Annotated in this window: 25 protein-coding genes and 1 pseudogene; 12 read left to right on the forward strand and 14 right to left on the reverse strand. The window is 41.8% G+C overall.

Annotation, left to right across the window (positions count from 1 at the left end; genetic code table 11):
• Together V7K38_RS04890 and V7K38_RS04895 are read left to right on the forward strand one after the other, a co-directional pair.
• A partial coding sequence (locus V7K38_RS04890) for a WD40 repeat domain-containing protein (RefSeq protein ID WP_334855906.1) occupies positions 1-797 on the forward strand: 797 nt, incomplete at its 5' end.
• Between the two features lie 418 nt (positions 798-1,215).
• Positions 1,216-1,965 carry a hypothetical protein gene (locus V7K38_RS04895; RefSeq protein WP_334855908.1) on the forward strand — a complete coding sequence of 250 codons (750 nt, stop codon included), beginning with the start codon at positions 1,216-1,218 and terminating at the stop codon, positions 1,963-1,965.
• 86 nt (positions 1,966-2,051) lie between these two features.
• Here the strand turns inward: V7K38_RS04895 and nifJ are convergent, their stop codons facing one another.
• Positions 2,052-5,630: a pyruvate:ferredoxin (flavodoxin) oxidoreductase gene (gene nifJ / locus V7K38_RS04900; protein ID WP_334855909.1), complete on the reverse strand. Its 3,579-nt coding sequence runs from the start codon at positions 5,628-5,630 to the stop codon at positions 2,052-2,054.
• 225 nt (positions 5,631-5,855) lie between these two features.
• Complete coding sequence (locus tag V7K38_RS04905) at positions 5,856-6,011, reverse strand: hypothetical protein (protein ID WP_334855910.1); 156 nt, start codon at positions 6,009-6,011, stop codon at positions 5,856-5,858.
• A 225-nt stretch (positions 6,012-6,236) separates the two neighbouring features.
• Here V7K38_RS04905 and V7K38_RS04910 point away from each other — a divergent pair, with 225 nt between their 5' ends.
• The gene (locus V7K38_RS04910) at positions 6,237-7,388 is read left to right on the forward strand and encodes an endo-1,4-beta-xylanase (protein ID WP_334855911.1); all 1,152 of its coding nucleotides are present in this window, start codon (positions 6,237-6,239) and stop codon (positions 7,386-7,388) included.
• 92 nt (positions 7,389-7,480) lie between these two features.
• Here V7K38_RS04910 and fghA read toward each other — a convergent pair whose 3' ends face one another.
• The 5 genes from fghA to V7K38_RS04935 form a co-directional block, all read right to left on the reverse strand.
• Complete coding sequence (gene fghA, locus V7K38_RS04915; RefSeq protein ID WP_334855913.1) at positions 7,481-8,329, reverse strand: S-formylglutathione hydrolase; 849 nt, start codon at positions 8,327-8,329, stop codon at positions 7,481-7,483.
• A gap of 258 nt (positions 8,330-8,587) precedes the next feature.
• Positions 8,588-9,154: a hypothetical protein gene (locus V7K38_RS04920; protein ID WP_334855914.1), complete on the reverse strand. Its 567-nt coding sequence runs from the start codon at positions 9,152-9,154 to the stop codon at positions 8,588-8,590.
• Entirely contained in the window at positions 9,145-9,978 is an 834-nt protein-coding gene (locus V7K38_RS04925) for a DUF692 domain-containing protein (RefSeq protein ID WP_334855915.1), read from the reverse strand. Before V7K38_RS04925 ends, V7K38_RS04920 begins: the two co-directional genes overlap by 10 nt.
• A 5-nt stretch (positions 9,979-9,983) precedes the next feature.
• The gene (locus tag V7K38_RS04930) at positions 9,984-11,057 is read right to left on the reverse strand and encodes a TIGR04222 domain-containing membrane protein (RefSeq protein ID WP_334855916.1); all 1,074 of its coding nucleotides are present in this window, start codon (positions 11,055-11,057) and stop codon (positions 9,984-9,986) included.
• A gap of 315 nt (positions 11,058-11,372) precedes the next feature.
• The gene (locus tag V7K38_RS04935) at positions 11,373-12,164 is read right to left on the reverse strand and encodes an ion transporter (protein ID WP_334855917.1); all 792 of its coding nucleotides are present in this window, start codon (positions 12,162-12,164) and stop codon (positions 11,373-11,375) included.
• Between the two features lie 89 nt (positions 12,165-12,253).
• Here V7K38_RS04935 and V7K38_RS04940 point away from each other — a divergent pair, with 89 nt between their 5' ends.
• A complete protein-coding gene (locus V7K38_RS04940) occupies positions 12,254-12,679 on the forward strand; it encodes a nucleoside deaminase (RefSeq protein WP_334855938.1) in 426 nt (141 codons plus the stop codon).
• 115 nt (positions 12,680-12,794) lie between these two features.
• Here the strand turns inward: V7K38_RS04940 and V7K38_RS04945 are convergent, their stop codons facing one another.
• The 3 genes from V7K38_RS04945 to V7K38_RS04955 form a co-directional block, all read right to left on the reverse strand.
• On the reverse strand, positions 12,795-12,971 hold the full coding sequence (locus tag V7K38_RS04945) for a hypothetical protein (RefSeq protein ID WP_334855918.1): 177 nt from the start codon (positions 12,969-12,971) through the stop codon (positions 12,795-12,797).
• A 262-nt stretch (positions 12,972-13,233) separates the two neighbouring features.
• The gene (locus tag V7K38_RS04950; protein WP_334855920.1) at positions 13,234-13,896 is read right to left on the reverse strand and encodes a response regulator transcription factor; all 663 of its coding nucleotides are present in this window, start codon (positions 13,894-13,896) and stop codon (positions 13,234-13,236) included.
• On the reverse strand, positions 13,896-15,161 hold the full coding sequence (locus V7K38_RS04955) for a sensor histidine kinase (protein ID WP_334855922.1): 1,266 nt from the start codon (positions 15,159-15,161) through the stop codon (positions 13,896-13,898). Before V7K38_RS04955 ends, V7K38_RS04950 begins: the two co-directional genes overlap by 1 nt.
• A gap of 344 nt (positions 15,162-15,505) precedes the next feature.
• Between V7K38_RS04955 and V7K38_RS04960 the strand changes: the two genes are divergently transcribed.
• The 3 genes from V7K38_RS04960 to V7K38_RS04970 all read left to right on the forward strand — a co-directional run bounded on the left by V7K38_RS04960 (position 15,506) and on the right by V7K38_RS04970 (position 17,092).
• Entirely contained in the window at positions 15,506-16,024 is a 519-nt protein-coding gene (locus tag V7K38_RS04960; protein WP_334855923.1) for a Spy/CpxP family protein refolding chaperone, read from the forward strand.
• Positions 16,025-16,234: 210 nt separating this feature from the next.
• Positions 16,235-16,477, forward strand: a complete 243-nt coding sequence (gene sipA / locus V7K38_RS04965; RefSeq protein WP_334855939.1) for a regulatory protein SipA — start codon at positions 16,235-16,237, stop codon at positions 16,475-16,477.
• 57 nt (positions 16,478-16,534) lie between these two features.
• Positions 16,535-17,092, forward strand: coding sequence for a peroxiredoxin (locus tag V7K38_RS04970; RefSeq protein WP_334855925.1), 558 nt, complete (start codon positions 16,535-16,537; stop codon positions 17,090-17,092).
• Positions 17,093-17,334: 242 nt separating this feature from the next.
• Here V7K38_RS04970 and modA read toward each other — a convergent pair whose 3' ends face one another.
• Both modA and V7K38_RS04980 read right to left on the reverse strand, forming a co-directional pair.
• Positions 17,335-18,129 (reverse strand): molybdate ABC transporter substrate-binding protein, encoded by a 795-nt coding sequence (modA, locus tag V7K38_RS04975; protein ID WP_334855926.1) that lies wholly within the window; start codon positions 18,127-18,129, stop codon positions 17,335-17,337.
• A 116-nt stretch (positions 18,130-18,245) separates the two neighbouring features.
• Positions 18,246-19,865 (reverse strand): cyclic peptide export ABC transporter, encoded by a 1,620-nt coding sequence (locus tag V7K38_RS04980; RefSeq protein WP_334855928.1) that lies wholly within the window; start codon positions 19,863-19,865, stop codon positions 18,246-18,248.
• 152 nt (positions 19,866-20,017) lie between these two features.
• Between V7K38_RS04980 and V7K38_RS04985 the strand changes: the two genes are divergently transcribed.
• Both V7K38_RS04985 and V7K38_RS04990 read left to right on the forward strand, forming a co-directional pair.
• On the forward strand, positions 20,018-20,251 hold the full coding sequence (locus V7K38_RS04985) for a hypothetical protein (RefSeq protein WP_442940750.1): 234 nt from the start codon (positions 20,018-20,020) through the stop codon (positions 20,249-20,251).
• A gap of 210 nt (positions 20,252-20,461) precedes the next feature.
• The gene (locus V7K38_RS04990) at positions 20,462-21,022 is read left to right on the forward strand and encodes a nitrate transporter (RefSeq protein ID WP_334855930.1); all 561 of its coding nucleotides are present in this window, start codon (positions 20,462-20,464) and stop codon (positions 21,020-21,022) included.
• A gap of 3 nt (positions 21,023-21,025) precedes the next feature.
• Here the strand turns inward: V7K38_RS04990 and V7K38_RS04995 are convergent.
• A pseudogene (locus V7K38_RS04995) lies at positions 21,026-21,649 on the reverse strand (collagen-like protein); the annotation flags it as partial.
• Positions 21,650-21,894: 245 nt separating this feature from the next.
• On the opposite strand from V7K38_RS04995, the gene V7K38_RS05000 reads away from it, so the two are divergent.
• The 3 genes from V7K38_RS05000 to V7K38_RS05010 are packed head-to-tail and all read left to right on the forward strand — an operon-like array spanning position 21,895 to position 25,698.
• On the forward strand, positions 21,895-22,518 hold the full coding sequence (locus V7K38_RS05000; protein ID WP_334855932.1) for a (2Fe-2S)-binding protein: 624 nt from the start codon (positions 21,895-21,897) through the stop codon (positions 22,516-22,518).
• Positions 22,505-23,488 (forward strand): FAD binding domain-containing protein, encoded by a 984-nt coding sequence (locus V7K38_RS05005; protein WP_334855934.1) that lies wholly within the window; start codon positions 22,505-22,507, stop codon positions 23,486-23,488. The genes V7K38_RS05000 and V7K38_RS05005 overlap by 14 nt, the downstream gene beginning before the upstream one ends.
• Positions 23,485-25,698: a xanthine dehydrogenase family protein molybdopterin-binding subunit gene (locus V7K38_RS05010; protein ID WP_334855935.1), complete on the forward strand. Its 2,214-nt coding sequence runs from the start codon at positions 23,485-23,487 to the stop codon at positions 25,696-25,698. The genes V7K38_RS05005 and V7K38_RS05010 overlap by 4 nt, the downstream gene beginning before the upstream one ends.
• A gap of 66 nt (positions 25,699-25,764) precedes the next feature.
• Here the strand turns inward: V7K38_RS05010 and V7K38_RS05015 are convergent, their stop codons facing one another.
• Positions 25,765-26,136: a hypothetical protein gene (locus tag V7K38_RS05015; RefSeq protein WP_334855937.1), complete on the reverse strand. Its 372-nt coding sequence runs from the start codon at positions 26,134-26,136 to the stop codon at positions 25,765-25,767.
• Positions 26,137-26,576 lie beyond the last annotated feature (440 nt).

Here is a 26,576-nt window from a genome sequence, read left to right on the forward strand (position 1 = left end):
TTAGCCCCGACGGTCAAACCATTGCCTCTGCGAGTTCAGACAAAACGGTGAAGCTGTGGAATCGCAACGGGCAACTGTTACATACTCTCCAAGGTCATAGCGATTCGGTTAATGGCGTAGCATTTAGCCCCGACGGTCAAACCATTGCCTCTGCGAGTTCAGACAAAACGGTGAAGCTGTGGAATCGCAACGGGCAACTGTTACATACTCTCCAAGGTGATAGCGATTCAGTTACTAGCGTGGCATTTAGCCCTGACGGTCAAACCATTGCCTCTGCCAATTGGGAGATCACGGTAAAGCTGTGGAATCGCAACGGGCAACCCTTAAAAACTTTCCCAACTCATAGGGTTCCGGTTTTGGGCGTGACATTTAGCCCCGACGGTAAAATCATTGCCTCTGCCAGTTGGGACAACACTGTGAAGTTGTGGAATCGCAACGGGCAACTGTTACAAACTCTCCTAGGTCATAGCGATTCGGTTAATAGCGTGGTATTTAGCCCCAACGGTCAAACCATTGCCTCTGGCAGTGATGACAACACTGTGAAGTTGTGGAATCGCAACGGGCGACTGTTAGAAACTCTCCAAGGTCATAGCAGTTCGGTTAATAGTGTGGCATTTAGCCCCGACGGTCAAACCGTTGCTTCTGCCAGTAATGACAACACTGTGAAGCTGTGGAATCTCAATTTGGATAATTTAATGGCTAAGGGTTGTGCTTGGGCGGGCGACTATTTGCAAAATAACCCCAATGTGAATCAGAAGGATAAGCATCTGTGTGATGATATTGGCACACGCAGGTGATAAACCTCTCCCAGCCTTGAACTAAAGTTCAAAACCGTCCCTCTCCGACTCGGAGAGGGACGGTTTTGCGTAGTAAAACCAGGGAGAGGTCTTTTGATTACCTGAGTTCGAGATAACAGAAATGCTTAAAAATCAATGATAATCAATACTCTATCAATTAGTAATCCTTCATTAGGTAACAGTTTTAATAACATCAATTTTTACATCTATCTTTGGGATGCTCTTTCTTTAGATTAAGTATTAATTTCCTAGAGATAGAGACACTTGTGCGATCAAGAGCTTATACTGATAATTACCAACAGTTGGGTAGCAAATAAAACTCAATATATATCAGCAACATACATCTTTCAACTCATTAAAACCTCTTGTTCTTACAAAGCTTTAGTTTCTCAATATAGTAGGAGTGAAATCAGCAGCTATGTCTATTCCCAATGAACACGAAAGCAAAAAGAGTGAAGTCAAGCAAGAATCTTACACTGATGCTAATGGTAACAATCACACCGATTTAACACGAACCACTGAATCAGTCAACAAAAGCACAGCTAATCCGAATACTTTCCAAAACGGTTATGTAGAAGGTCGAACTAATGAGCGTAGATCCCAGGAAGCCAATTTAGCCGAGCGTGATAATAACAATGCTAGTAGTGGTTTGATGTTGGGTATTATCATTACTTCTCTACTTGGTTTGATTATAGGTGGAGTATGGTACTTCAACCAGAGTAATAAGGCAACAGTTGACAATGCTGTGCCGGTCTTGGTTCCTGTACCAAGTAATAGCACTCCAACCCCTAGTGCATCTCCTAAATCACAAACGACGATAATCGAAAAAACTAGGGAAGTAGCCGTACCTGTACCTGTTCCACAACAGCAAGTTATACCGCCTGCACCTCGCCAACCAAACATTAATATTACTATTCCACCTCAGCAGCCTGCCGCAGAAAAAGCGCCTTCTGCAACCCAGCCAACCCCTAAAGCGACACAAAGCCCAGCGAATAATACTTCTACTTTGGAAAACAAAGGCGGTACTTCTACTAAGACTGTCACACCAAGTACCGAAAATAATACCTCTAAAACTACTCCACCTCAAGGAGTAGACCAGTCAAACGGTACATCTAATAATGGTTCTTCTACCCCAGGTGATACTACTACAGGTGGTTCTGGTCAATAACGGCTTATGAACTTTGCTCCCACTTAATAATGCTCGCATTCATGCCAACGTATAATTAAGTGGGGCAATTTTAAGAAAAACGGAGTTCAAAGAATCTCGCGCTTTGCCAGATATTGGTACATCTGCCAACGTGCATCTACCTCAGCTTGGGCTTGTTCTAATAAGTGCTTGGCAACGTCGGGTTTACTCTTAGTGAGCATTTTGAAGCGATTTTCTTGATACATTGAATGTTCTACCGGTTGAGTTGGCGATCGCATATCCAATTGCAATGGATTTTTACCCTGGTTAAGCAATTCTGGATTATGCCGATACAGCAACCAACGACCTGATTCTACCAGAGTTTTCTGATGATTCATCCCGGTAGTCATGTTTATGCCGTGGGCGATGCAATGGCTGTAAGCAATAATTATTGATGGCCCATCATAAGCCTCTGCTTCCAAAAATGCTTTGAGAGTATGTTCATCTCTAGCACCAAGGGCTACACTCGCTACGTAGACATTTCCGTAGGTCATAGCAATCATCCCTAAGTCTTTCTTTGGTGCAGGCTTACCACTGGCGGCATATTTAGCAACTGCGGCGCGTGGCGTGGCTTTAGAAGATTGACCGCCTGTATTAGAATACACTTCTGTATCCATTACCAAGATGTTCACATTTCGACCACTGGCAATGACATGATCGATGCCGCCAAAATCAATATCATAAGCCCAACCATCACCGCCAACAATCCAGACGCTTTTTCTCACCAAATAGTCTGCAAGAGATTTTAGATTTTGGATTTTAGATTTTAGATTAAGATCGAGAGTTACGATTTCATCTAACCTTTGCTGCAACAGTTCTATTCTTTCACGCTGTTCCCAAATATCAGCTTCAGATTTTTGTTCAGCTTTGAGGATGGAAGAAACAAGGTTTTCATCTATTTCACTCCCCAATTGTTGCAACAATTCCGCCGCAAACTCAGCTTGTTTGTCAAGAGAGAGGCGGAAGCCAAAACCGAATTCGGCGTTATCTTCAAATAGATTATTAGACCACGCAGGGCCGCGTCCTTGGGCGTTTGTTGTCCAGGGAGTGGTGGGGAGATTTCCGCCATAGATTGAGGAACAACCTGTGGCATTAGCAACGACGGCGCGATCGCCAAACAATTGTGTTAATAGTTTTAAATAAGGTGTTTCACCACAACCTGCACAAGCACCAGAGAATTCAAATAAAGGTTCTTGGAGTTGTTGTTGGCGAATCTGGTTTAATTTTAGCGATCGCCTGTCAGGATTAGGTAAACTCAAGAAGAAATCCCAGTTTTTCCGCTCTTGTTCTTGCAATGGCAACTGCTGCGCCATGTTAATCGCTTTCCGCAATGGCTCAGATTTATCTTTAGCAGGGCAAATATTTACACAAATAGTACATCCTGTGCAATCTTCTGGGGCTACCTGAATGGTAAATTTTTGATTGGCAAAGTCTTTATCTTTTGCGCCAGTTGATTTAAAGGTTCCTGGTGCATTGACTAACTCATCGGGTTGATAAGCTTTGGCACGGATGGCACTATGGGGACAAACCATAACGCACTTCCCACATTGAACGCAGACATCCGGCTCCCATACAGGTATCTCTTCGGCGACGTTGCGTTTTTCCCACTTGGCAGTACCTACAGGAAATGTGCCGTCAACTGGTAGTGTGCTAACAGCTAAATCATCACCTTCCCATACCATGATTTTCCCCAGAACTTCCCGCACAAATTCGGGAGCGGAGTTAAGAGTGGAGACGCGATTAATCGCGTCTGTGCTGAGAATTGTTTGTGGGACATCTACTTTATGCAAGTTGTCTAAAGTGTTGTCTACGGCTTGTAGGTTCATGCGGACAACTTCAGCGCCTTTTTTACCATAAGTCTTGTCAATCGCTTGTTTAATTTTAGCGATCGCTTCTTCTTGTGGCAAGACTCCCGCTAAGGCAAAGAAGCATACTTGCATAATCGTGTTAATTCTGCCACCCATGCCACTTTCACGAGCAACCTGGCTGGCATTTATGACGTATAACTTCAAATGCTTATCGATAATTTGCTGCTGTACTTTGAGCGGCAAATATTCCCAGACGCTATCTGGATCGTAAGGACTATTCAGCAGCAAAGTCGCTCCAGGAATAGCAGCCTTCAAAATATCTATGCGTTCCAGAAATCCCCAGTGATGACAACCAATAAAGTTAGCTTGGTCAATCAAATAGGTAGAGCGAATTGGCTCTTTCCCAAAGCGGAGGTGAGAAACAGTCATCGAGCCAGATTTCTTGGAATCGTAGACAAAGTAGCCTTGGGCGTAATTGTCGGTTTCTTCACCAATAATTTTGATCGAGTTTTTGTTAGCTCCAACAGTACCATCTGAACCCAACCCATAGAACATTGCTCGAACAACATTATCCGATTCTGTGGAGAATTTGGGGTCAAACTTTAGAGAAGTGTAAGTAACATCGTCATTAATCCCGATAGTAAAATGATTCTTCGGTTTAGCTTCGGCAAGATGATCAAAAATGCCCTTCACCATCGCCGGAGTAAATTCTTTAGAAGAAAGACCATAACGACCACCAATAACTTTAGGCAGAGGATAATCTCCCTTCCCATGCCCCATTTCCCACGCTTCATGAATAGCAGCCACAACATCCAAATACAAAGGCTCCCCGGCGCTACCTGCTTCTTTGGTGCGATCGAGAACTGCGATCGCTTTTACACTAGTTGGTAAGGTTGCAACAAACCTTTGGACATCAAAGGGGCGATAAAGTCGCACTTTCACTACACCAAGTTTTTCACCACGGGCATTAAGGTAATCTATCGTTTCATGGACGGTTTCACAGCCTGAACCCATGAGAACGATAACGCGATCGGCATCCTTAGCACCGTAATATTCATAGATTTTATAATGCCTTCCCGTGCATTCTCCAAATTCATCCATGATGCGCTGGACAATTTCTGGACAAGCGTTGTAGTAAAGGTTCGCACCTTCTCGTCCTTGGAAGTAGACATCGGAGTTTTGGGCAGTCCCCCGCAATACAGGACGATCTGGGGTAAGGGCGCGACTGCGGTGGGCGAGTATGAGATGATCGTGGATGAGCGATCGCAAATCTGACTCTGAAAGTAATTTGACTTTCTGTACTTCATGTGATGTACGGAAGCCATCAAAAAAGTGCATAAATGAGACTCGCGTCTCTAAAGTAGCAGCATGGGCAATGAGAGCAAAATCTTGACTTTCCTGCACCGAAGCGGAACACAGCAGGGCAAAACCAGTAGCACGAGCCGCCATCACATCGCTATGATCGCCAAAAATTGATAAAGCATGAGTAGCCAAAGAACGGGCTGCAACGTGAACCACGGCGCTAGTCAACTCACCAGCAATTTTGTAGAAATTGGGAATCATCAACAATAATCCCTGAGATGCCGTGAAGGTGGTACTCAGGGAACCTGTTTGCAATGCCCCATGCACAGCACCGGCGGCTCCCCCTTCGCTTTGCATCTGCACGACACTGGGAACAGTACCCCAGAGATTGGGACGACCTTCGGCTGACCAAGCATCTGCCCATTCACCCATTGCTGAAGAGGGGGTGATGGGATAAATGGCAATCACTTCATTTAATTTGTAAGCAACACGGGCGACAGCTTCATTCCCATCAATGGTTGCAAAGGTTTTGTTCATAATCTAATTTTTTTCCCCGTCTTTCAACTGCACGATCGGAACACGTAAATAGAAGACTTAAAAATAGCCAGAATCAGGTAGGCAGTGCCAAGCAAGCAGTTTATTAGGCGCTTTTAAATAAATACTGTATATATGAATATCTCATCTGAAATAACGCATCTATTAATATGTCTTAATCAAGTACTCAATACTCCAAGTAGTGATTAGATAAGGCTTTGAGATAATTTATTCTTTTTTGTGGGGTATGGGTTCGGGAATCTTTTTGTTCGCTAAATCCAAGCTGAAGTGCGATCGCTTTTCCATTAATATCCTGATGGAGAAAATCGTCATACCATTCTTAGAGGATGTTTTAAAAGTCGCAAAGTATACTAAAGTCCGCACTTCCATTCCTCTCCGCGATACGGAGAGAGGCTTGGAAACCCCCTTCCCTACAAGGGAAGGGGGCTAGGGGGTTTAGGTTTCTGAGAGTTAGATAGTGCAGCGTTCCCCAGAAAATCTTACCAAAGGGGGATGTAATGACTGTGGTAATTAAAGCTAAACCTTAAAAAGGATTATAATTTTTTCTGGAATATAATAATCCGTGTGTTTCTTAATTAAGTAAAATTTATGCCTTATCGGAGAAAATTTTTAACAAGAGCAGGATACACAACCCTTTCTGCCTTGTTGACTATGGGTTTTTTACAAAAGGATAAGCAGAAGGAAGACGATAACACGCATTCTATTGCAGCAACTAATACAGATGTAAACTCTCCGCTTCGGCAAATAGCTGCTGCTAAAAAAAAGCTTTATGGTGCAGCAGTTGATGGTGAATTTTTGTTTAAAGAGAAGGATTACGCTGACCTGATTGCTCGTGAATGTTCGATTGTGACACCCAATGGTGAATTAAAGTGGAACGCCACTGAACCACAGCCAGGAAAATTTACCTTTGAATCAGCAGATGCGATCGCTAATTTCTGCCAACAAAATAATATAGCATTACACGGCCATACCCTTTTCTGGCACATGGGAAACCCAGACTGGCTTCCTTATCCCCCCACTCTTGAGATGATCCAGCGGCATGTTACAGGAGTTATGGGGCATTATCGCAATAGCCCCGTTTTAAAGTCTTGGGATATTGCCAATGAAATTATCGCTGACAATGAAAATGAAACTGATGATGCTACCTACGGTTTGCGTAGAGGGGTAAAACCAGAATTAATTCGAGACTTGTTTAAATTTGCCGCTTCCGTTGATAACACTAAGAAATTTTACCTAAACGATTATGGCATCGAAGGCGCTACATGGCGATCGAGCCGTTTCTTAAAAATGGTCGAATATCTGAAGAATAGCGGCGCTAAAATTGACGGGGCAGGTATCCAGTCACATCTATGGATTTCTACTGCTTATGGTTTTGATGCCACAGGATTCAGTTCCGTCTTAAAACGGCTTAACGATCTGGGAGTCAAACCAGTAATTACAGAATTAGATATTATCATTGACACCCCATTACCCGATAGTATCCAAAAGCTAGACCAGATGGTAGCCGACGGTTACAAGCGATTTCTTGACATCTGCTTTGCGGCTGACGTTGATACTGTAATTACATGGGGCATTACCGACCGTCATACCTGGATACGTCATCCCGACTGGATGCCAAAAAAAACCTATAGGGATAATCCAAGTCTGTGGCAATTTCTGCGTCCCCTTCCCTTCGATGAAAAACTGCAACCTAAACTTGCTCGCAATGCTATAGCCCAGGCTTTTGGGCAAGCACCTTAAGGGGCTTCCTGTAGGTTAGCACAGATGTGCTAACCTAAAAATGCATTGGAGAACGCACAGTAACTGTGGGAATCATAACTAAAATTATCTGCTCACTTAACTCCTAAAGCGATCGCATGGTGGCGGATATGATCTTCAATAAAACTAGCGATGAAATAATAACTGTGGTCATAGCCTTCTTGATAACGCAAGTTTAGCGGCTGCTTTACATCTACACAAGCTTGCTCAAACACCTCTGGCAGTAATTCTTCAGCTAAAAACTTATCAGCAGTCCCTTGGTCAATGAGAATTGGACTGTGATATCTTACTTGCTTGACTAATTCTGTAGCATCATAAGCACGCCAACTTTCTTGATTGTTGCCAAGATAACCACTGAAAATCTTTTGACCCCAAGGACAACGCATAGGTGCTGTAATAGGCGCTAAGGCTGAGACTGATTTGTACAATTCTGGGTTTCTCATCGCACAGACAAGCGCCCCATGTCCACCCATCGAATGACCGAAAATACCTTGTTTATCAGGTTGGGTAGGGAAATTTGCGGTAATTAAAGCAGGTAATTCGTGGACAACATAACTATACATTTGGTAGTTTTTACACCACGGTTCCTCTGTAGCATCAACATAAAAGCCCGCACCTGTGCCAAAGTCCCAATTATCATCTTCACCTACAATCCCAGTATTACGCGGACTAGTATCTGGTACAACCAGCATCAAACCGTACTCAGCCGCAAAGCGCTGCGCCCCCGCCTTCCCCATAAAATTTTCTTCAGTGCAAGTTAACCCAGAGAGGAAATAGAGAATTGGCACAGGTTTTTGAGTTGCTTGTGGTGGTTGATAGACAGCAAAGCGCATTTCACCGTTACAGCTAGAGGAGGGATGACTGTAAAAGCCAAGTTTGCCACCAAAGCTTTTGTATTCTGAAATGAGGTTAGGCTTAGGCATTGTTTATATTCTCTTTCCTGAACGGCTGTGAACTACCTAGTAATATCATGTCCGCTCAATTACCCATCATAAAACTACCCCACCCTCCCCTTGGCAAGGGGAAGGTTGGGGAGGGGTAACTCGATAACTATGGGCAATTTCCCGGAGATGATATAATTAGGATGCTAACTATCCAGACAGAATTAATTACATATTGATTCTTTGCTAGGCAAGAGTTTCAGCCTAATTTATGTGTAATTAATTCTGTACGATTACTTATTATAACGATCGCACGATATGCCGCAGTTGCAATCGCTCCGAGAATCGAAACCAAATTGCGATCGTTGGTTTAGGCTTCATTGCGTCTAGACTCCCTATGCCAATAGGATAACGGAACCAACACACATTCAAGCGGCTAGTAGGTTCATAAGCCAACAGCCATGTTTTTTCATAGCGCACCAAATCGGCAATCCAAGGTGGAGCTATGTCTTCTGCTTGAGCAACTCTGGTGATAAAGTTAGCAAAAGCGATCGCATCTTCTCTGTGTTTTTTGATTCCTTTTGGTAAATGGGTTTGGGCGTATCGCCAAAACAAGGCAGTAAAATTTTTACCCAATACTCGCGCAGTGCGTGGAAGTAATCCGCGTACTTCTCCCAAGCGTTTCCACTTCAGAGAATTCGCAAAGATATTTACCTCTTGTGCTGAAAGTTGAGCTAACTTTTGGGCTTCATCACAACTCAATCCCAACTCTGCGCCAACGGTTTCTGGGTTAGCAAAGAAACGCTCTCTAAATTCCGTATTGGTGTAAAGTTGGGCTAAAATGTCCTGGGTTTGTGCTAACCCCATTTGCCATAACTCCTACTAATTTCCCGTGCTTTTTGCAGTTCTTTTGTCAATTCTGCAAAGGGTGGCAAATTTTCATCCCGTTCTAGAATAATCCCTTTAACTGGAACACGGGCAACAACTTCCTCCATCAGCTGCCATACTTCCACGGGCGTAGACTGCGAATGACTGTCAATTAATACACCATCATGCCAATGTCCACCAACAAAATGTAATTGTACGATGCGATCGCCCGGTAATTGTTGTAAAAAGTCATGGACATCATAGCCGTAATTCACAGCATTAGTGTGGAGATTCGTTATATCTAATAACAGTCCACAATTAGAACGTTCTACTACCTCGGCTAAAAACTGGGCTTCAGTCATTTCTGCACCTGGAAGCTTCACCATATAGGTGATATTTTCCAGAATCAGTGGTACATCAATCCAGCGCCGCACTTCGGCAATGTTACGACAAAGTACTTCCACAACTTCTTGGGTATAAGGTAGCGGCGACAAATGCCCAATATCAACTCCACCCGCTTTTGTAAAGCAGATATGCTCGCTCCACCAAGGTGGGTTGAGTTGCTTAATTAAAGCTGCCAGTTTGCGTAAATAATCTGTATCCAAGCCTTCAGCACTGCCTAACGAAAGATTAATCGCGTGGGGAATTATTGGGAAATGAGCAGCAAGCAGTTCTAACTCCTGCTGTTTTTGCCAAGATGCATCTAGATAGTGTTCGGCAACGATTTCTAAAAAGTCAACCTGCTGACGGTTGAGAAACAGATCGCTTTTAAACGGTTCCCGAAAACCCAACCCCACGCCTAAATTAGGAAGATGAGAAAGCATTGCTCTTAACCTCCTCCACAGCCACCACCGCAGGAACTGCTGCTACATGAGCTACTACTGCATGAGGAGCCACTGTCAGAACTGCTACTGCATGAACTGCTACTGCATGAGGAGCCACTGTCAGAACTACTGCTGGACGAACTGCTACTGCATGAGCTATCAGAGGAGCTAATACTGCATGAGGAGCCACTATCAGAACTACTACTACATGAACTACCAGACGATCTGCTTCCCCTACTAGCTGTTCTAGAAAATGTTGGCGGAAAAAATGCTTTGTAGTATGAGTCATAAGAGGTTCCAGCCAGTGCCTCAACGCCAAAGAGTGCCACCACTAAGTTGTAGTCAAATACAGAAGGGATCTCATTTTCTACCTTCTGCTGCAATCGGGAAAATGTTGCTTTAAGTTGTTGCAGATAGACTTTTCCTCGCTGACTTAGATGCGATCGGTTACTGAAAAACCCCTGTAGGAGGTCACTGACAAACCCCCGTAGGAAGATAATGGATAATACACTAATCGTAATTAAAAAATTTTCGTGGCCTCCTTTACCCAAGGCTATGAGCAGCTTATAGCCCCACAAACTGAAAATAATCATCGCCCCAATCAAGACAACTATGATATTTTTTATTTGCCACTGGAAAGCATACAACAGTTGCTCATTTTGCAGTTTCTCTTTATAAGCATTGCAGTATAACTGGATGCTCTCGGTTGCCAACGAAAGAGATGTTTTCGCTCTGGATGAGGAAGACAATCGATCAAATACCTCACGCTCTATAGGCTGTAGCTGAGATACATCAGGATGATTTGCTACTTGGCTGATGGATTGTTGATTGACTTGTAAATAACCCCGAACAATCAAGTCAAATAAGGCTACATTGGCGATTCCAGTTTCTTGGGAACGCAAATAAGCGATTTCGTAAGGATCTGGTTTAGCAGGAATTAACGGCAGAGGCTGGTTTTTCGTTGGATCTTTTATTAGCTGCCAGCAGACTACCAAAGTTATCCCAATCACAGAGCAATAAAACAGTAAAAAGTCTACTCCATACATATCTGCAATTGGATTATGCAGTAATGCATTCATTGGCTTTACTCCTTTACAGGGAATTACTTAAAGTTGAGAGAAATTAAATGTCTCAATGTTTGCAGCGTTTTTTTAGAACATTTGGCTTTCTCAAATTTTTGATTTACTCAACCGCACAATTATAGCACACACTAAATTTTACCCTCCTCCACAGCCGCCACAACTGCCACCACGACCACAGGAACTTATGTATCATTAATTTCTCCATACTCCTTGGATGAATTTTACTGGTGAATACCTACAAACTCATTTAAGGATATTACGGAAATTTTCTGGATAAAAAACGCTGAAAAATCTTAACTTACTTCCATTGTGTCAATCAACCCTGCGACTAGGTAACTTAGTCCCGCACCTTTTACAAAATCCAGCATCTACATCATGGAAAGCTAAACCACAACCTGAACAAACTGTTTCTACCTGATTAGCAGTTTTCACCACTTGTTTAATTAAATCCCCGACTTGCCAAGGAATCAGTGCAATTCCGGTGAAAATCATCAATACTGTTAGCAAGCGCCCTAATTCAGAAATTGGAATAACATCGCCAAATCCCACAGTTGTCATAGTGACAACAGAAAAATAAAATGCATCCAAAAATGTACCGTATTTTTCAGGATTAACCGGATGCTCTACTTGATAAATTAAACCAGAATAAATAAAAACAATTGCAAATAATGTAAATAAAATTCGCGCAAAAATCATTCCATCTTCGGTGCTGATAGTGGCGAATAAAAATTTTCTATCTATAAATCTGATTAATCGCAAAATCCGAAACCATCGTAGTAGTCGGATAAAGCTAATATCCACCATTCCTAAAAAGAATGGCAAAATCGCCATTAAATCAATAATCGAATAAAAACTAAAAATATACTGTACTTTATTTTCCGCACTCCATAGACGAAGTGAATATTCCAACGCGAAAATGATCACAATCGCAGTATCGATTAAGTTTAATTGGAACCGCACAGAATCAGGAATATTATAAGTTTCTGCTACAAAGATTCCTGATGATAGTAACACCAAAGCGGCAAGTGTTAAATTAATCGCTTTACCTATTGGTGTTTCCAGGTCTTTTAAGTAGAATTCTGTTTCTTGTCTGCTCAGTAACATATTCGACCGTTAACTAATCTTAATTATCAAGTTATAGCATTAGAAATACGATATTATTAATCATTATCCTTATGTTAACATCAGCTTATATGAACCCAGAATATTTTATGCATTTAGCTTTGGCAGAAGCAAAAGCAGGAGATGCGCCTTATGGTGCTGTGATTGTTAAAGATAACGAAGTCGTTGCTGTAGGACATAATACTGTTAGAAGAGACAACGATCCATCAGCCCATGCAGAAATCAACGTTATTCGTAGTTTAACAACTAAACTTAAAAACTTTTCTTTAGAAGGTTATAGCATATATACAACTGGCGAACCTTGTCCGATGTGTGCAACTGCTTGTATTTGGAGTGGTTTATCAGAAATTGTATATGGTGCCTCAATTCAAGATTTAATCAAGGTAAATCAATCCCAAATTAATCTATCTTGTGAAGAGATAATTGCTAAATCATTTAGGAATATCAAAGTCACCAAAGGCATTTTAAAAAATGAATGTTTGGATTTATTTAAATAGGCTGTAATTTAGTTCGGCATTTATTCAATTCACATACTTACAGCATATTGCAAGTTAATGAAGTACAAAAATACCCCTCCCTAACCCTCCCCTTGGAAAGGGGAGGGAACTAGATTTAGAATTTTCTCCCTTCTCCTGAGTTCAATGGTTTTGCTTGATTGACTTGCTTTTTTATCTCCACAGGTTTAGCTGTGACTGTCTGTACTAGCGATAAAGTAGCGGCGGTAGCAAATACAAAAGCAGATAATAAAGTTTTTGTGAAAATATTAACTACAGTACAAATATGCTTCATAATGCTAACAATTTATAGCACCAATTTAAGCGATCGCATCCACATTAGTACACCTAAATGTCAGTATTTTCTCACTAATAATTATAGAACCGCTTTGTAGGGGCAATTCATAAATTGCCCCTACAATAGATATGGTTTTTTATATTATTCATATTTCGTCTTTTTTGTCAATGCATAAGTTCTATCTTTTTACGAATTACGTAAAGCCTGCGGCATGGCTTCGCTTAACGCGGAGCGTGCCGGAGGCTCTATTACAAATTATTTAACTTGGCTCATTAAAATAAGATAAATATGTATTTGCCCAAATCGCCGCTTGAGTGCGATCGCGCAAACTTAACCGATTTAAAATATTCGTAACATGATTTTTTACCGTACCCTCAGAAATGTAGAGTTGTTGAGCAATTTCTCGGTTACTAGCGCCTGTAGCAATTAACCGCAAAACCTCTTTTTCTCTAGGAGTAAGTTCAGTTAAACTAGATGGTACAGGTGGCGACTGGGTTGGTGTAGGATTAGAAAATTGAGTTAATAACTTTCTAACTATACCTGGGCCTAATTGAGTATATCCTTTATAAACAGCACGAATGGCAACAGCTAATTCTTCTGATGGTGTATCTTTCAATAAATAACCCATTGCCCCATTTTGCAAGGCTGCTGATACATATTCATCATCATCAAAAGTCGTCAGGACTAAAATTTTAGTTTTTGGAAAACGTTTTTGAATTTCTCGCGTTGCCGCGACTCCATCCATAATAGGCATTCTAATATCTAGCAAGACGACATCCGGCTGAAATTCAGCAACTAAATTAATCGCCTGTTCACCGTTTTCAGCTTCTCCCACTATCTCTAAATCTGATTCTAATTCTAATAACGCTCTTAATCCTTGACGAATTAAACCTTGGTCATCTACTAACAACACTTTAATCATTATCTCAACCTTATGAACGGAATATTAACTGTAATTTTGCAACCATAACCGGGAGTGCTATTAATATTAAACTCGCCACCTAGTGCTAAAGTGCGATCGCGCATACTATGCAGTCCAAAACCAGTCGTATTTTGACTTAAATCAAAACCTCTACCATTATCCTGAATTATCAATCGTAAATTTCCTCTTGTCATAGTCAGTTCTAATTTAACCTCTGTTGCATCAGCATATTTGGTTATATTTGTCAAAGATTCTTGAGTAATTCGGTAAATTGCAGTGTTAATTTCAGGTGGGAGAGGATATTCCAGGTTGATTTGATAAATTGGTAAAATACCATTGGAGCGATGAAAGTTTTCTAAGAGATTAGCGATCGCACCATCTAAAGATTGGTCTTGTAATGGATTAGAACGCATAGTCGAAACCGATTGGCGGACATCTTTTAGCGCTTTGGAACCTAATTCCTTTGCGGTTGCTAGAAATGTTTCAGCCTTACCTGGGTTAGATTGCCATAGTTTTAAAGCAGTTTCTAATTGCAGATTTAAAGCAGTGAGAGAATGTCCTAATGAATCATGAATTTCACGAGCAATGCGATTACGTTCTTCTAAGGTAGCTTGATTTTCAATTCGCATAGCATATTCACGGAGTTTTTCATTAGCGATCGCTAACTTTTCTCGACTGTGCCGTTCAGATAATACTGCATTCATCATCAACAACACAAAAACTAAACTTAAGCCAAATACCAGCGACCAATTTAAGCTAAGAAATCGAAAGCGATCTTGTGCCTGTGGGGAAGCTTGAAAACTGAACAATTGGTATTTTAATTGTGTAGTCAATAGAAATAAAGCAAAGGATAGACTTGTAAGAAATAAACGTCCAGGCAAGTTAAATATTAGGCAACTACGAGTAACTAAAATTATGTAAAGAAATGGGAAAAGTCGAGCAAATCTTTCACCAAAAAGTCCAATTGTTAAAATTAAAAGAATTTCAATAGCTGTGTATATTATTTTAGATTTCTTGCTCTTAATAGGTAAGATTAACCCCATCAATGCAAAAATAATCAGACTATAAATTGACAGTTCCGGCAATAGATTGCAAATTGATAAGTCCGGGAATGTACCACAGATTGATGGTTCTGGAGATTTGGGACGAAATCGCCGTAATGGAGGTGGTATAACAGCTATCAATGCAGTGATAGCTAGTAATATCCACTCTAGATAAAGTAGAGATGGAAAAGGATGTTTGTTAATCTTGAATTGACTATTCATCAGCTATTTTTCTCCAGTCGTGAATGAGTTATAAGTTAAGAATTAAAATTTATGCGAGGTTGCTTACCTAGTTGAAAATTTTCGATAATTGAGAAAATAATATTAAATGCAGGCGGTAAAAACATTATATAATAAGCTAAATAATGATTTATTAATCAATAATCATAAAAATATCCATCATTTATAACTTCCAACTCTCAACTCCTAACTATTTATTGTTAATCAAATTTGTCAAAATTAAATCATGACAAAAGTCATGGGTAGAACCATGACTTTCTCCTCATGTAACTACTAAAGATAAATTCTTATGATGGTGACAACCAACCAGGAAAAACCCGCAAGTAATGAAACTCAAAGTATTATCCCTAGTCGCTGGAGCTATCGCTCTAACTTTAAGTGCAACCTCCTTTGCTGTTACCGCCCAAACAGCCTCTCCTTCGCCCTTCTTGCTGGCACAAACTCCACATAAAGAAAGGGGCCCTTGGAAAGACTTAAATCTAACAGATGCCCAAAAAACCCAAATTCAGGCAATTCGCCGGGATAGCCGCACTAAATCTGAAGCAGTTTTGACTCCAGAACAGAAAGCAAAATTAGAAGCAACGAAACAAGCGCGTCGGGCTGAATGGCAAGCGCGTAAGGCTCAGGGGCAAACAGGTGAAGGTCAACGGCAAGCCGGTCAAGGTAAACGCAAGGGTCATTTTGCTGAGTTAAATCTGACTGAAGCACAAAAAACCCAAATGCGAGAAATCCGGGAGTCAGAGAAACAACAGATTCAAGCTGTCTTGACCCCCGAACAACGCCAAAAATTAGAGCAATTCCGTCAAAATGCTCCTTCACGCCGTCAGCAAGGCAATCCTCAATAATCTTTTAAAAAATCAAAAATTAACAGACTTCTTGCAGAAGATGCGGAAAGGGGATGAAGTTTTTCCCCTTTCCCTTTCCCTATTTTAGGACTTACACGTTGACAGAAAAGACCAAATATGATTTGTTTGAAAAACCATATCTGTCGTATTTAGTAGACTTTCAAGATAGTTATGAGTTATGAGTTAATAAAAACTCCTAGCTTGATTAAAATGTCTCAAGAATTCACAATTGGTAGTAAAGTGCGGGTTATGGCACTACCGCCCTACGTCAAAACTGCTGATCCTATGCCTATGCTGCGCCCCCCTGACGTTATTCACATTGGTGAAGAGGGTATAGTTATTGACCGTCGTCCCGGTGGATATTGGGGTATTCGCTTCACTAGGGGATTCTTTCTGCTAGATAGCCAATACATCGAAAGCATAGAGAAACCTCCCGAATCTCACTTAGAATGAGATTTGCTGCAACCAAGAATTGTAAACTTGTGTAAAGTTATGATTTTGGTTTGCACCATGATTTCCCGCCGCACTTTTTTAAATATATTATTTGCCAGCTGCATTTCTGTCATCAGCTGGCTGAACTTTACCCCTGTTGCTGATGCTCTTGGTGGTAAGCTTCCTGCAATTAATCAACCCGCACCAGAGTTTACTTTGCCAACTAACACAGGTGATGGCAAAATTTCCCTCTCTGACTTGCGCGGTAAGTGGCTAGTCCTCTACTTTTATCCTAAAGATTTCACCTCTGGTTGTACTATAGAGGCTCGTCGTTTTCAGCAAGATTTACCTCAATACCTTGGCAAAAATACCCAAATTATTGGCGTAAGCGCTGATGATATTGATTCTCACGCCAAATTTTGTGATTCAGAGGGACTAAAATTCCCACTTTTAGCTGACACTGATGGTTCAGTGAGTAAAGCTTACGGTTCGTGGCTCGGCTACTTATCGATGCGCCACAGTTTTATTATCGATCCTCAAGGTGTGTTGCGCGAGACTTTTGTGAAAGTCAACCCAACTGTTCACAGTTCGGAAGTGCTGGCAAGATTAGAAAAGTTACAGTCTAAAGATTCTTAGACCTTAATTACAGCAGTTTTTATGTTATAAAAGTCAATTTTTTAACGTTCGCGGAGCGTGCCGGAGGCATTACCGCCAAGACGCGGAGGACGCAGAGATAAGAAAGAAATGCTTAACCAAAGGGTATTATAGCGGTTCTCGGTTGAGTAAGGTACACTCGTAGAGGCACGGCAGTGCCGTGCCCCTACACTTTGCGATTAATCTTGTACCGCATCTGAATGGGAACCGCTATACCTTATTCTTCAACGTACAATAAACCCATATTTTTTGAGTACAGTCTTGGCTTGACTGTCAGATAAAAACTGGATAAATTCTTTGGCTGCTGGAATATTTTTACTGCTTTTAATTACTGCCATTGGATAGACAATTGGTGAGTGAAATTTATCATCAGCAGTAACTACGACTTTTACCTTGTTGGAAATTTTGGCATCGGTGGCGTAAACTAAACCAGCTTCAGCGTTACCACTTTCGACTGCTGCCAAAACTTGACGCACGTTGTTAGCAAAGACTAATTTGGACTTGACGCGATCGTAAAGTTTCAATTTCTTTAAGACTTGCTCACCATATTGACCGGCGGGTACACTTCTAGGTTCACCGATCGCAATTTTTTTAATCTTACTATCTGTTAAATTGTAGAAACTAGTGATGCCAACAACATCCTGAGCCACAATCAATACTAGACGGTTATTTGCCAGGTTAGTACGGCTACCTGCTACCAAAACTCCTTTTTGTTCCAAAGCATCCATCTGCTTTTTGCCAGCAGAAATAAAGATATCGGCTGGCGCACCTTGCTCAATCTGTTGCTGCAAAGCACCAGAAGCCCCAAAATTATAATTAATGCTGACATTTGATTTACTTTGTTGGTACAAAGGTTTAATTTCTTCCAGCGCTTCTTTTAAGCTGGCGGCTGCGGACACCAGGATAGTGGTGTTTGACTGTGCTATTACAGGAGAAGGAGTAACTAATGGTAAACCAATTGCCAGCAACAACCCAGCAAATACTATACCTAGAAAGCCAAAAATTTGTCTTCTTTTCATAGAAAAGGCGTTTGAGAAGTTTCTTCCATAAAATTGATGCTAGGTAAAATAGTACCAAAGATACCAACTTATAACCAACTATATCGGTAATTACTTCAATTTCTTAAAAGTCAGGGTTAGGTTTTGTCTGACTCTATTTGCCCATAGTCAAGTTTGATAATTCGGTTGGCTAAATGAAAATAGCGATCGTCATGGCTAATCACCAGTACTGTTTTGCCCCGCGATCGCAGTTCGGGTAGTAGCTTAGTGTAAAATATTTCTTTGAATACTGGATCTTGATCGGCCGCCCACTCATCAAATAGGTAAATTGGTCGATCTTCTAAGTAGGCTGTCAGCAAAGCCAGTCGTTTGCGTTGTCCTTGAGAAAGTGCTGTGGTGGAAAGTTGCCCATTTTCAACTTTCACTTTATGGTCTAGTTGCAGTTGTTTTAAATATTTTTTGGCTTGAATATCCAAGTCAGCGTTTTTTAATCCCAAAAGTTCTTCAAATAAATAAAAGTCGGAAAATACCACAGAAAAATGCTGACGATACCATTCTCGATTCTGTTCGCTAATTAACTCATTATCAAACCAAATTTCACCATTATCAGGAATGTAAAGTCCGGTAATTAGTTTAGCTAATGTAGATTTACCGCTACCATTTCCACCAACAATAAATACTAATTCTTCAGGATAGAGTGTTAAATCGATAGGGCCAAAGGTAAAGCTATTGTCTTCTTGCTCTGTGTAGTAAGTGTGGGTAACACTTTTAAATTTTAAGCTGTGCCAGTCAGATTTCAGAGGAGATGGAACAGTCGATATTTCAGTTCGACTCGCTAGAGATAAACCCAGGGACTCGATTTTTTGCAAGGCAATACTGGCTTTGCTTAATAGGGGAAGTTTGCTGATGATGTTATCCATTGGTAACACCAAGTAAGTGAAGGTCAAAATGTAGCCAGAAAGAGTTTCAGAATTGATGGTAAGCAGATTCGGCAACACGAACAGTACAAAACCAAGGGCAAAAAAGAATATGAGTTGCCCCCAACTGGAAGTTATGGCAAAAAGGCTTAGTCCTTGAACATTGTGATGACGAAACTCGTTAGCACTTGATTGCAGTTTTGCTTCTAAAAAGTCTTCACGTCGCCGATAATTTAGTTTGAGTTCTTTGACTCCTTCGGTAATGGTACGAAAATCTTTAAATAGCTGATCTTCATCTTCACGAGCTAAAGCTAGCAATTTATTTCCTCTGTTGAGTAGCCACTGACAACTAGCGATCGCTACTACTGAAATTCCACACACCATCACCAGTACTAACCAAGACAGCCAAGTTATGTAGGCTATACAACCCAGGACGATGGCTAAATTAATAAAGATGAAAGGCATCTGATAAACAGCATTAGCAACCGCCTGAATGTCTTCTGTGAGAGTTGCCAATAATCGAGGATTCCCTAAGCGTTCTAGGTGACTCAACTCAGAACCGAGAATCTGGCGACTCAAACGCATCCGTAATTGCAAAACTGCATTCTGAGAAAGACGAATCAGCATCACTTGAGAAATGATACTGGTAATCAGTGCAACTATAGCTAGCCCCACAAAACCCCAAATTATCGATGTCAGGCGGGAATCGGAAGTGCTACTTGCAGCATGGCTAATTAAGGCAATCAAGCCAGCACTACTACCGCCACTTAGGAACCCGGTAGCGATCGCGATTGCTACCATTCCCCACGAAGAACGCAAAAGAAAGTAAATCAAATTCATGGCAGTGGCTTGCAAACTAATTCAGTTCGCCCTTCTAGGAGAAATTTTATATCTTAACAGTTAAAAACTTCTGAAAGATCGCGGGAAGCTAGTTTGCATTACATCTAAATTGTGTCAAATCAGCAGCCAGGGCTGATTACCAATGGGCTGATGTGGTAATTGTGACTGGGATGCATATCCAAAAGCCACAGATTAATCAAATTAATGAACTTACACATCGAGCCGGCAAAATCACAGTTGTGGGTGGCACCTCGGTATCTGGGTGTCCAGAATATTATCCTGAATTTGATATTTTACATTTGAGTGAATTGGGAGATGCTAGCGAAAATCTGGAAATTGTATTTAATTTACTAATCATGAATTATTTTTCTGATAAAGTTTACTAAAGTCAAGTTGGACTTCTTCTTTGTTTTACTACTAACACATCGTAATCATACCTAAAATTTTTGATTAATCATCAGCGAGGAGAAGAGAGAAAAAATCCTGTATTCTTCAAATACAATGTGTAATTTAAGATAATTCTATCTTCGCTAGTTGGTGTTATTGCCGCAGTATTTTCTAAATGATTTCCATGAGAACTGAGGCAGAGAGAATATATGTTTTTAGACATTTTAGCTAGCCTGCAACGATTGTTTGTGGGTTACATTCCAGCCGCCGTGTTAGGTAGTTTTATCGGATACTTAATAGGTATGAATAGCATGGTGTATCAGCTATTTAGGCTGATATTTCAGATACCACATAGCATCCCCCCTATAGCTTTGCTACCTATTGCATTAATAGTGTTTCAAGAGAGCGAATCGGCTGCTACTACAGTAGTTTTTCTAGGAACTCTCTGGACGATGATTATTAATACGGCAATCGGTATGCAACATTTTCGCAGGCAGAATAATAACTTTCGAGTAGCTATATTCCATATATTTCATGCCTTGAAAGTTAGTATTTGGGTAGCCTGGTTTATAGTTATTGCTATAGAAATGTTAACAGGTCCAAAAGGACTTGGGTTTACCCTTTGGGAAGCTTATAAAGCTGGTAATACCGATTACATAATTCAGGTAATTCTCTATATTGGTATTATTGGCTTTTTGCTGGATCAGTTACTAGATTTTGCAGCTTATATTCTCTCGCAAATGGTTTCAGATGGGAAGAAATCTTCCTAAATTTTATCTTGGCTTGCGGATTGTACCCTGCCAGCTAATAGTTTGCTTGGCAGAACGTATTCCCAAAGAGCGAGTTGCTATGACTTCAATATCAACATTGACACGAGGACGTAAAGCTGAATCAGGAATTTTAAGTTTCCCCAAAGCTAGAGTAAAACGGTTGTAGTCACGAGTCACAAGTTCGCCCTGAATATCTCCTTCATATTCAGTTTTGTAGCTAGAAGAACCGTACAAGTTATCCTTGGCGCTAAATTTGACGCGAAACTGAGTATTAATCGCATCAGATTTTGCTGCAAAATCAACTATTTTTAAGTTAAGGTTTTGTCCAGATTCGGCAAAGTCTGCTACAGCTAACCGGGTAACATCTTTTTTGGGAATGGCATGGTTAACAGTGAATGTTGTTAAGTTAGCCTCACTTTTGATGCTACTATCAACCCATAATTGCTCGGCAAAAGTAACTTCTACTTGTTTTTTGTCAGTTAAATTTAGTGTGACAGCTTGATTGCCAAAGCTAGTGATGGCTTGTCTTTCTTGCCAAACTATTTGAAAAGCCTCTTCTAAACGTTGTTCAAACTCTCGATAATCATCTGCGATCGCAGTTACAGGTGCAAGTAGATAAGTTGCCCCAATGTGTTATAAAATGCTATAAAAATCAACTGCTATATCGAATAAAAACAGTAGTTTATACATAATTAGATGATACTTATGGCATAAATCTTCTGATAGAGAGACGAGAAGAAGATGAAATTGTATTCTGTTAAGAATGTAATTTTGAGGAAAATGTCTGCTGGTAAAAAAGAGTGGTTTTTGTAAAGATTTTAAGCTAAGAAAATTACTCATATTATTCAACAAAAACAGAATGGAGTAAACAAATGAGGTTTCGGGTAAAACGCCGCAGGTTGGGTCAATTCATGCTCTTTAGCACAGTAACGGCTACGATCGCTAATCTTGTAGATAAAACTGTGGCAGAAACTCCGGTAAAAAAAACTACTCCAATGCTGAAAAGTTCGATATCTGAAACGATGCAGGTAACGCTACAAGTTAACGGCACAGCACATAGTTTACAGATTGAACCGCGTGTTACCTTACTTGATGCACTGCGAGAATACATTGATTTAACTGGTAGTAAAAAAGGTTGCGACCACGGTCAATGCGGTGCTTGTACGGTGTTGGTTGATGGGCGGCGTGTTAACTCATGCTTGACTTTTGCCATTATGCACACAGACGCTGCCATTACAACTATTGAAGGACTGGCGCAAGGAGACAATCTGCACCCGATGCAAGCCGCGTTTATTGCCCGCGATGCATTTCAGTGTGGTTATTGCACACCGGGACAAATTTGTTCGGCAGTGGGTTTAGTTAAAGAAGGACACGCTAAATCAGATGCCGACATTCGGGAATTGATGAGCGGCAATATCTGCCGTTGTGGTGCTTATCCAAATATCGTGGCTGCTGTCCGCGATGTCTTAGAAGGAAAAAAAGATGCAGCCGTTTAACTATAAAAAAGCAGGACTTGCGGAAAATGCCGTGGCGTTGGTGGCTCCAGATGCAGAAATCTTGTATCTTGCCGGTGGTACTAGCTTAATCGATTTGATGAAGTTGAATGTCGAAACGCCAAAAGAGTTGGTTGATATTAACCCGCTCCCATTAAGCAAGATAGAAATGCAAGGTAACAATCTGCGGATTGGAGCAATGGCACGCAATAGCGATGTTGCTTATGATCCGATAGTTCAACAGCGTTACCCTGTGCTGTCTGAAGCGTTATTGTCTGGGGCATCACCACAACTACGAAATATGGCAACGGTAGGCGGAAATTTACTGCAACGTACCCGTTGTTACTACTTCCGCGACACTTCCATGCCCTGCAATAAGCGCGTTCCCGGTTCCGGCTGTGCGGCAATTGAGGGTTACAACCGGATTCATGCAATTCTTGGCGGTAGCGATCGCTGTATTGCCACACATCCTTCTGATATGGCCGTGGCAATGGTGGCACTTGATGCAGTTGTACAAACCCGTGGCCCCAATGGAGAGCGGAGTATTCCCCTTGTAGATTTTCATCTTGTCCCTGGCGAGACACCCGAACGGGAAACAGTTTTAGAACATGGGGAGTTAATTGTTGCCGTTGACTTACCTGCTTCAGCGAATGCAAGGCGATCGCACTATTTGAAAGTCCGCGATCGCGCCTCTTATGCTTTTGCAATGGCATCGGTAGCGGCGGCCTTGGATATTCAAAATGGGATCATTCGCTCGGCACGCATTGCTTTGGGTGGCGTAGGTACAAAGCCCTGGCGTGCTTACGATGCGGAAAAAACACTTTTAAATAAGCCAGCAAATCAGGCGACATTTCAAGCAGCAGCAAATGCCGCCGTTGCTGGCGCTAAACCTCAAAAATACAACGCATTTAAGGTCGAACTGACTAAACGCACCATTGTTAAGGCGCTGACAACAGTAGGAGGGATGGCATGAATACAAAGGATAGAAATACAGTTGTCGGCAAACCACTCAATCGAGTTGATGGTCATCTGAAAGTGACGGGTGGCGCACGCTATGCGGCTGAGTTTCCGGTAGCAAAAATGACTTATGGAGTCACAATTCAAAGCACGATCGCTAAAGGTAAGATTGCCCAAATCGATACAAAGGCGGCGGAGAAAGTACCGGGTGTATTAGCAGTTATTACCCATCTCAACGCACCCAAAGCTGATGGAGAAAAAGGCGGCGGTCACAAGGTGCAAGTGCTGCAAGATAACATTGTGCTTTATAGCGGTCAGCACATTGGTGTTGTCGTTGCCGATACCTTTGAACGCGCTATGTATGCTGCCTCGCTGGTGCAAGTCCGCTATGACGAAGAGAAACCCACCATCAATATGCGGGAGAATCTTGCTAAGGCATACTTCCCTAAAGGTAAAATCCCTAGAGAGGAGTCGCCCGATTCATCTCATGGCGATGTCAATCAGGGACTAGCGAATGCGGCTGTGCGCGTCGAGCAAACTTATACTACTCCAGTAGAAAATCATAATCCGATGGAGCCTCATGCCACAACAGCAGTTTGGCAAGGCGATCAACTGCTGTTGTATGACGCAACTCAGGGAATCTTTTCGGCTCAACAAAAAGTTGCTGGGGTATTAGGAATTGAGCCGGAAAAAGTCCGCATTATGTCTTACTTCGTTGGCGGTGGCTTTGGTTGCAAAGGTTCGGCTTGGTCGCATGTGCCACTAGCAGCGATCGCCGCCCGGCAGGTTAATCGTCCAGTAAAATTAGTTCTGGGACGAATACAGATGTATGGGCCTGTGGGCTTTCGACCAGAGACAATTCAACAGGTTTCTTTAGGTGCCACCCGCGAAGGAAAATTAACTGCACTCCGACACACAGGCACTTCCCAAACTTCAACTTTCGATGAATTCATTGAACCTGTTGCTAAGACTGCACGCATGATTTACGCTTGTCCGCATATCGAAACTAGCCATCGTCTAGTTCAACTCGATCAAGGAACACCAACTTATATGCGTGCGCCAGGTGAAGCTTCTGGATCGTTCGCCTTAGAATCGGCAATGGACGAACTAGCTTATGCGCTGAATATCGATCCGGTAGAACTGCGTCTGCGTAACCATGCTGATGTCGATGCTAGTAAAGGACTGCCTTGGTCGAGCAAGTCACTGATCCAGTGCTACAAGATAGGAGCAGAAAAGTTTGGCTGGCAAAAGCGTAATCCTCAACCCCGTTCGATGCGAGACGGCAATTATTTGATTGGTTGGGGGATGGCAACAGCAACTTATCCTACTAATCGTTCTCCGGCATCAGCGATCGCTCAAATTATGGCAGACGGTACAGCAGTTGTGCAAAGCGGTTCTCAAGATATTGGTACGGGAACTTATACCGTGATGACTCAAGTTGCGGCTGATGCGCTTGGTTTACGAGTTGATAAAGTTCGCTTTGAACTAGGCGATACTAAGATGCCACAAACCCCTGTTTCCGGTGGTTCACAAACCGCCGCTAGTGTCAGTTCGGCTGTACATTTAGCGGGAAATCAAGCTCGTAGTAAGCTTTTGCAACTAGCACTTACCGATCAGAAATCACCGCTTTATAGTTCAAAGGCTGAGGATGTGATTGCCGAAAATGGCAGCTTTTTCTTAAAAAATAAATCGTCCGCAACCGAAACTTATCAGGCAATCTTGGCACGGCATGGAATGAAAATGATCGAAGCGCGTGCAGATGCCAAGCCAGGAGAAGAACAAAAGAAGTTTTCCATGCACTCATTTGGATCGCAATTTGCCGAAGTCCGCGTTAACCCTGATTCTGGGGAAGTGCGAGTCACGCGCTGGGTAGGAACTTTTGGTGTTGGACGTATACTCAATGCTAAAACAGCCAACAGTCAACTCATCGGTGGGATTGTCTACGGTATCGGTATGGCATTGATGGAACATACGGTAATAGACCCGAACTTCGGACGGGTTGTTAACCATGATTTAGCTGAGTATCACGTACCAGTTAATGCAGACGTTCCTGATATTGAGGTGTTGTTTGTTGATGAACACGATCCACATATCAACCCGCTTGGTGTCAAGGGGATTGGTGAAATTGGCATTACCGGCACTGCTGCGGCGATCGCAAACGCTGTCTATCATGCCACAGGTAAGCGCGTTCGTGATTTACCAATCACATTAGATAAACTGCTGTAGATATAGCGATCGCTTGTTTTAAAATTCAATCAAGTTGATTAACTGGCGATCGCTTCTAGCGGGTGATTACGCCATCGCAACTTGCTTTTTACGAGAAGGACGCTTGCGATCTGATTTCTTCTTCAGTCCCACTGCTTGAGCTTGATCGCTATCTGAGCCATATTGCCCGCGCACGACTTCTTTCATCGCTAATACAGCATTATGAAATTCCCATTCTGCTAATCGCGCAGCATCAGCAGCAGCACGGTATAAAGCTAGTTTCTCGGTTTCGGTTTGTTGAGAAATCAACATCGCCTGATAAAGTTCCTGTAACTTTGCACCTGAGGCATCAGCACGAGTTGTATTGTAGGTGCTGACGGTTTGCAAACCATGAAGTGAGCTAATATCTTGACTAATCAGTTGAGGGCGTAAACGGTTTTTTGTATTTTGGGGAGACATACATCATACTTAGTAAACTATATATTTAATGTACCCATTACAACAATAAAATTAACAGTAAGGTGAAATTTTTAGATCAGGCAAGGTTAGAAAGGGTGATTTAAGGGAACCCTACCCCACCCTAACCCTCCCCTTATAAAGGTGAGGGAAAGAAATTCTCTTGTTTCCCACCTTTCCAAGGGGGGATTAAGGGGGGTAATTAGACTTGTGTGTACAACCATAGCCTTAGTAAGGAGAGGGAAGCCGGAGGCAGGGTGAGGTTTTATATTTAGGCTATGGTGTACACACAAGTTATCGAATCACTCTACCAGTCCTTGAATTACCCCACCCTAACCCTCCCCTTATAAAGGTGAGGGAAAGAAATTCTCTTGTTTCCCACCTTTCCAAGGGGGGATTAAGGGGGGTAATTAGACTTGTGTGTACAACCATAGCCTTAGTAA

This window comes from Nostoc sp. (assembly GCF_036917465.1).
Classification (GTDB): domain Bacteria; phylum Cyanobacteriota; class Cyanobacteriia; order Cyanobacteriales; family Nostocaceae; genus Nostoc.

What these genes read in the sequence shown, in the direction of transcription:
- V7K38_RS05005 (WP_334855934.1), top strand. Translation starts at nt 22,505, where the DNA reads ATGCAGCCGTTTAACTATAAAAAAGCAGGACTTGCGGAAAATGCCGTG.
- nifJ (WP_334855909.1), bottom strand. Translation starts at nt 5,630, where the DNA reads ATGAACAAAACCTTTGCAACCATTGATGGGAATGAAGCTGTCGCCCGT.
- V7K38_RS05000 (WP_334855932.1), top strand. Translation starts at nt 21,895, where the DNA reads ATGAGGTTTCGGGTAAAACGCCGCAGGTTGGGTCAATTCATGCTCTTT.
- sipA (WP_334855939.1), top strand. Translation starts at nt 16,235, where the DNA reads ATGTCTCAAGAATTCACAATTGGTAGTAAAGTGCGGGTTATGGCACTA.
- V7K38_RS04980 (WP_334855928.1), bottom strand. Translation starts at nt 19,865, where the DNA reads ATGAATTTGATTTACTTTCTTTTGCGTTCTTCGTGGGGAATGGTAGCA.
- V7K38_RS04895 (WP_334855908.1), top strand. Translation starts at nt 1,216, where the DNA reads ATGTCTATTCCCAATGAACACGAAAGCAAAAAGAGTGAAGTCAAGCAA.
- V7K38_RS04960 (WP_334855923.1), top strand. Translation starts at nt 15,506, where the DNA reads ATGAAACTCAAAGTATTATCCCTAGTCGCTGGAGCTATCGCTCTAACT.
- V7K38_RS05010 (WP_334855935.1), top strand. Translation starts at nt 23,485, where the DNA reads ATGAATACAAAGGATAGAAATACAGTTGTCGGCAAACCACTCAATCGA.
- V7K38_RS04990 (WP_334855930.1), top strand. Translation starts at nt 20,462, where the DNA reads ATGTTTTTAGACATTTTAGCTAGCCTGCAACGATTGTTTGTGGGTTAC.
- V7K38_RS04925 (WP_334855915.1), bottom strand. Translation starts at nt 9,978, where the DNA reads ATGCTTTCTCATCTTCCTAATTTAGGCGTGGGGTTGGGTTTTCGGGAA.
- modA (WP_334855926.1), bottom strand. Translation starts at nt 18,129, where the DNA reads ATGAAAAGAAGACAAATTTTTGGCTTTCTAGGTATAGTATTTGCTGGG.
- V7K38_RS04970 (WP_334855925.1), top strand. Translation starts at nt 16,535, where the DNA reads ATGATTTCCCGCCGCACTTTTTTAAATATATTATTTGCCAGCTGCATT.
- fghA (WP_334855913.1), bottom strand. Translation starts at nt 8,329, where the DNA reads ATGCCTAAGCCTAACCTCATTTCAGAATACAAAAGCTTTGGTGGCAAA.
- V7K38_RS04920 (WP_334855914.1), bottom strand. Translation starts at nt 9,154, where the DNA reads ATGGGGTTAGCACAAACCCAGGACATTTTAGCCCAACTTTACACCAAT.
- V7K38_RS04940 (WP_334855938.1), top strand. Translation starts at nt 12,254, where the DNA reads ATGAACCCAGAATATTTTATGCATTTAGCTTTGGCAGAAGCAAAAGCA.
- V7K38_RS05015 (WP_334855937.1), bottom strand. Translation starts at nt 26,136, where the DNA reads ATGTCTCCCCAAAATACAAAAAACCGTTTACGCCCTCAACTGATTAGT.
- V7K38_RS04930 (WP_334855916.1), bottom strand. Translation starts at nt 11,057, where the DNA reads ATGAATGCATTACTGCATAATCCAATTGCAGATATGTATGGAGTAGAC.
- V7K38_RS04935 (WP_334855917.1), bottom strand. Translation starts at nt 12,164, where the DNA reads ATGTTACTGAGCAGACAAGAAACAGAATTCTACTTAAAAGACCTGGAA.
- V7K38_RS04950 (WP_334855920.1), bottom strand. Translation starts at nt 13,896, where the DNA reads ATGATTAAAGTGTTGTTAGTAGATGACCAAGGTTTAATTCGTCAAGGA.
- V7K38_RS04910 (WP_334855911.1), top strand. Translation starts at nt 6,237, where the DNA reads ATGCCTTATCGGAGAAAATTTTTAACAAGAGCAGGATACACAACCCTT.
- V7K38_RS04945 (WP_334855918.1), bottom strand. Translation starts at nt 12,971, where the DNA reads ATGAAGCATATTTGTACTGTAGTTAATATTTTCACAAAAACTTTATTA.
- V7K38_RS04955 (WP_334855922.1), bottom strand. Translation starts at nt 15,161, where the DNA reads ATGAATAGTCAATTCAAGATTAACAAACATCCTTTTCCATCTCTACTT.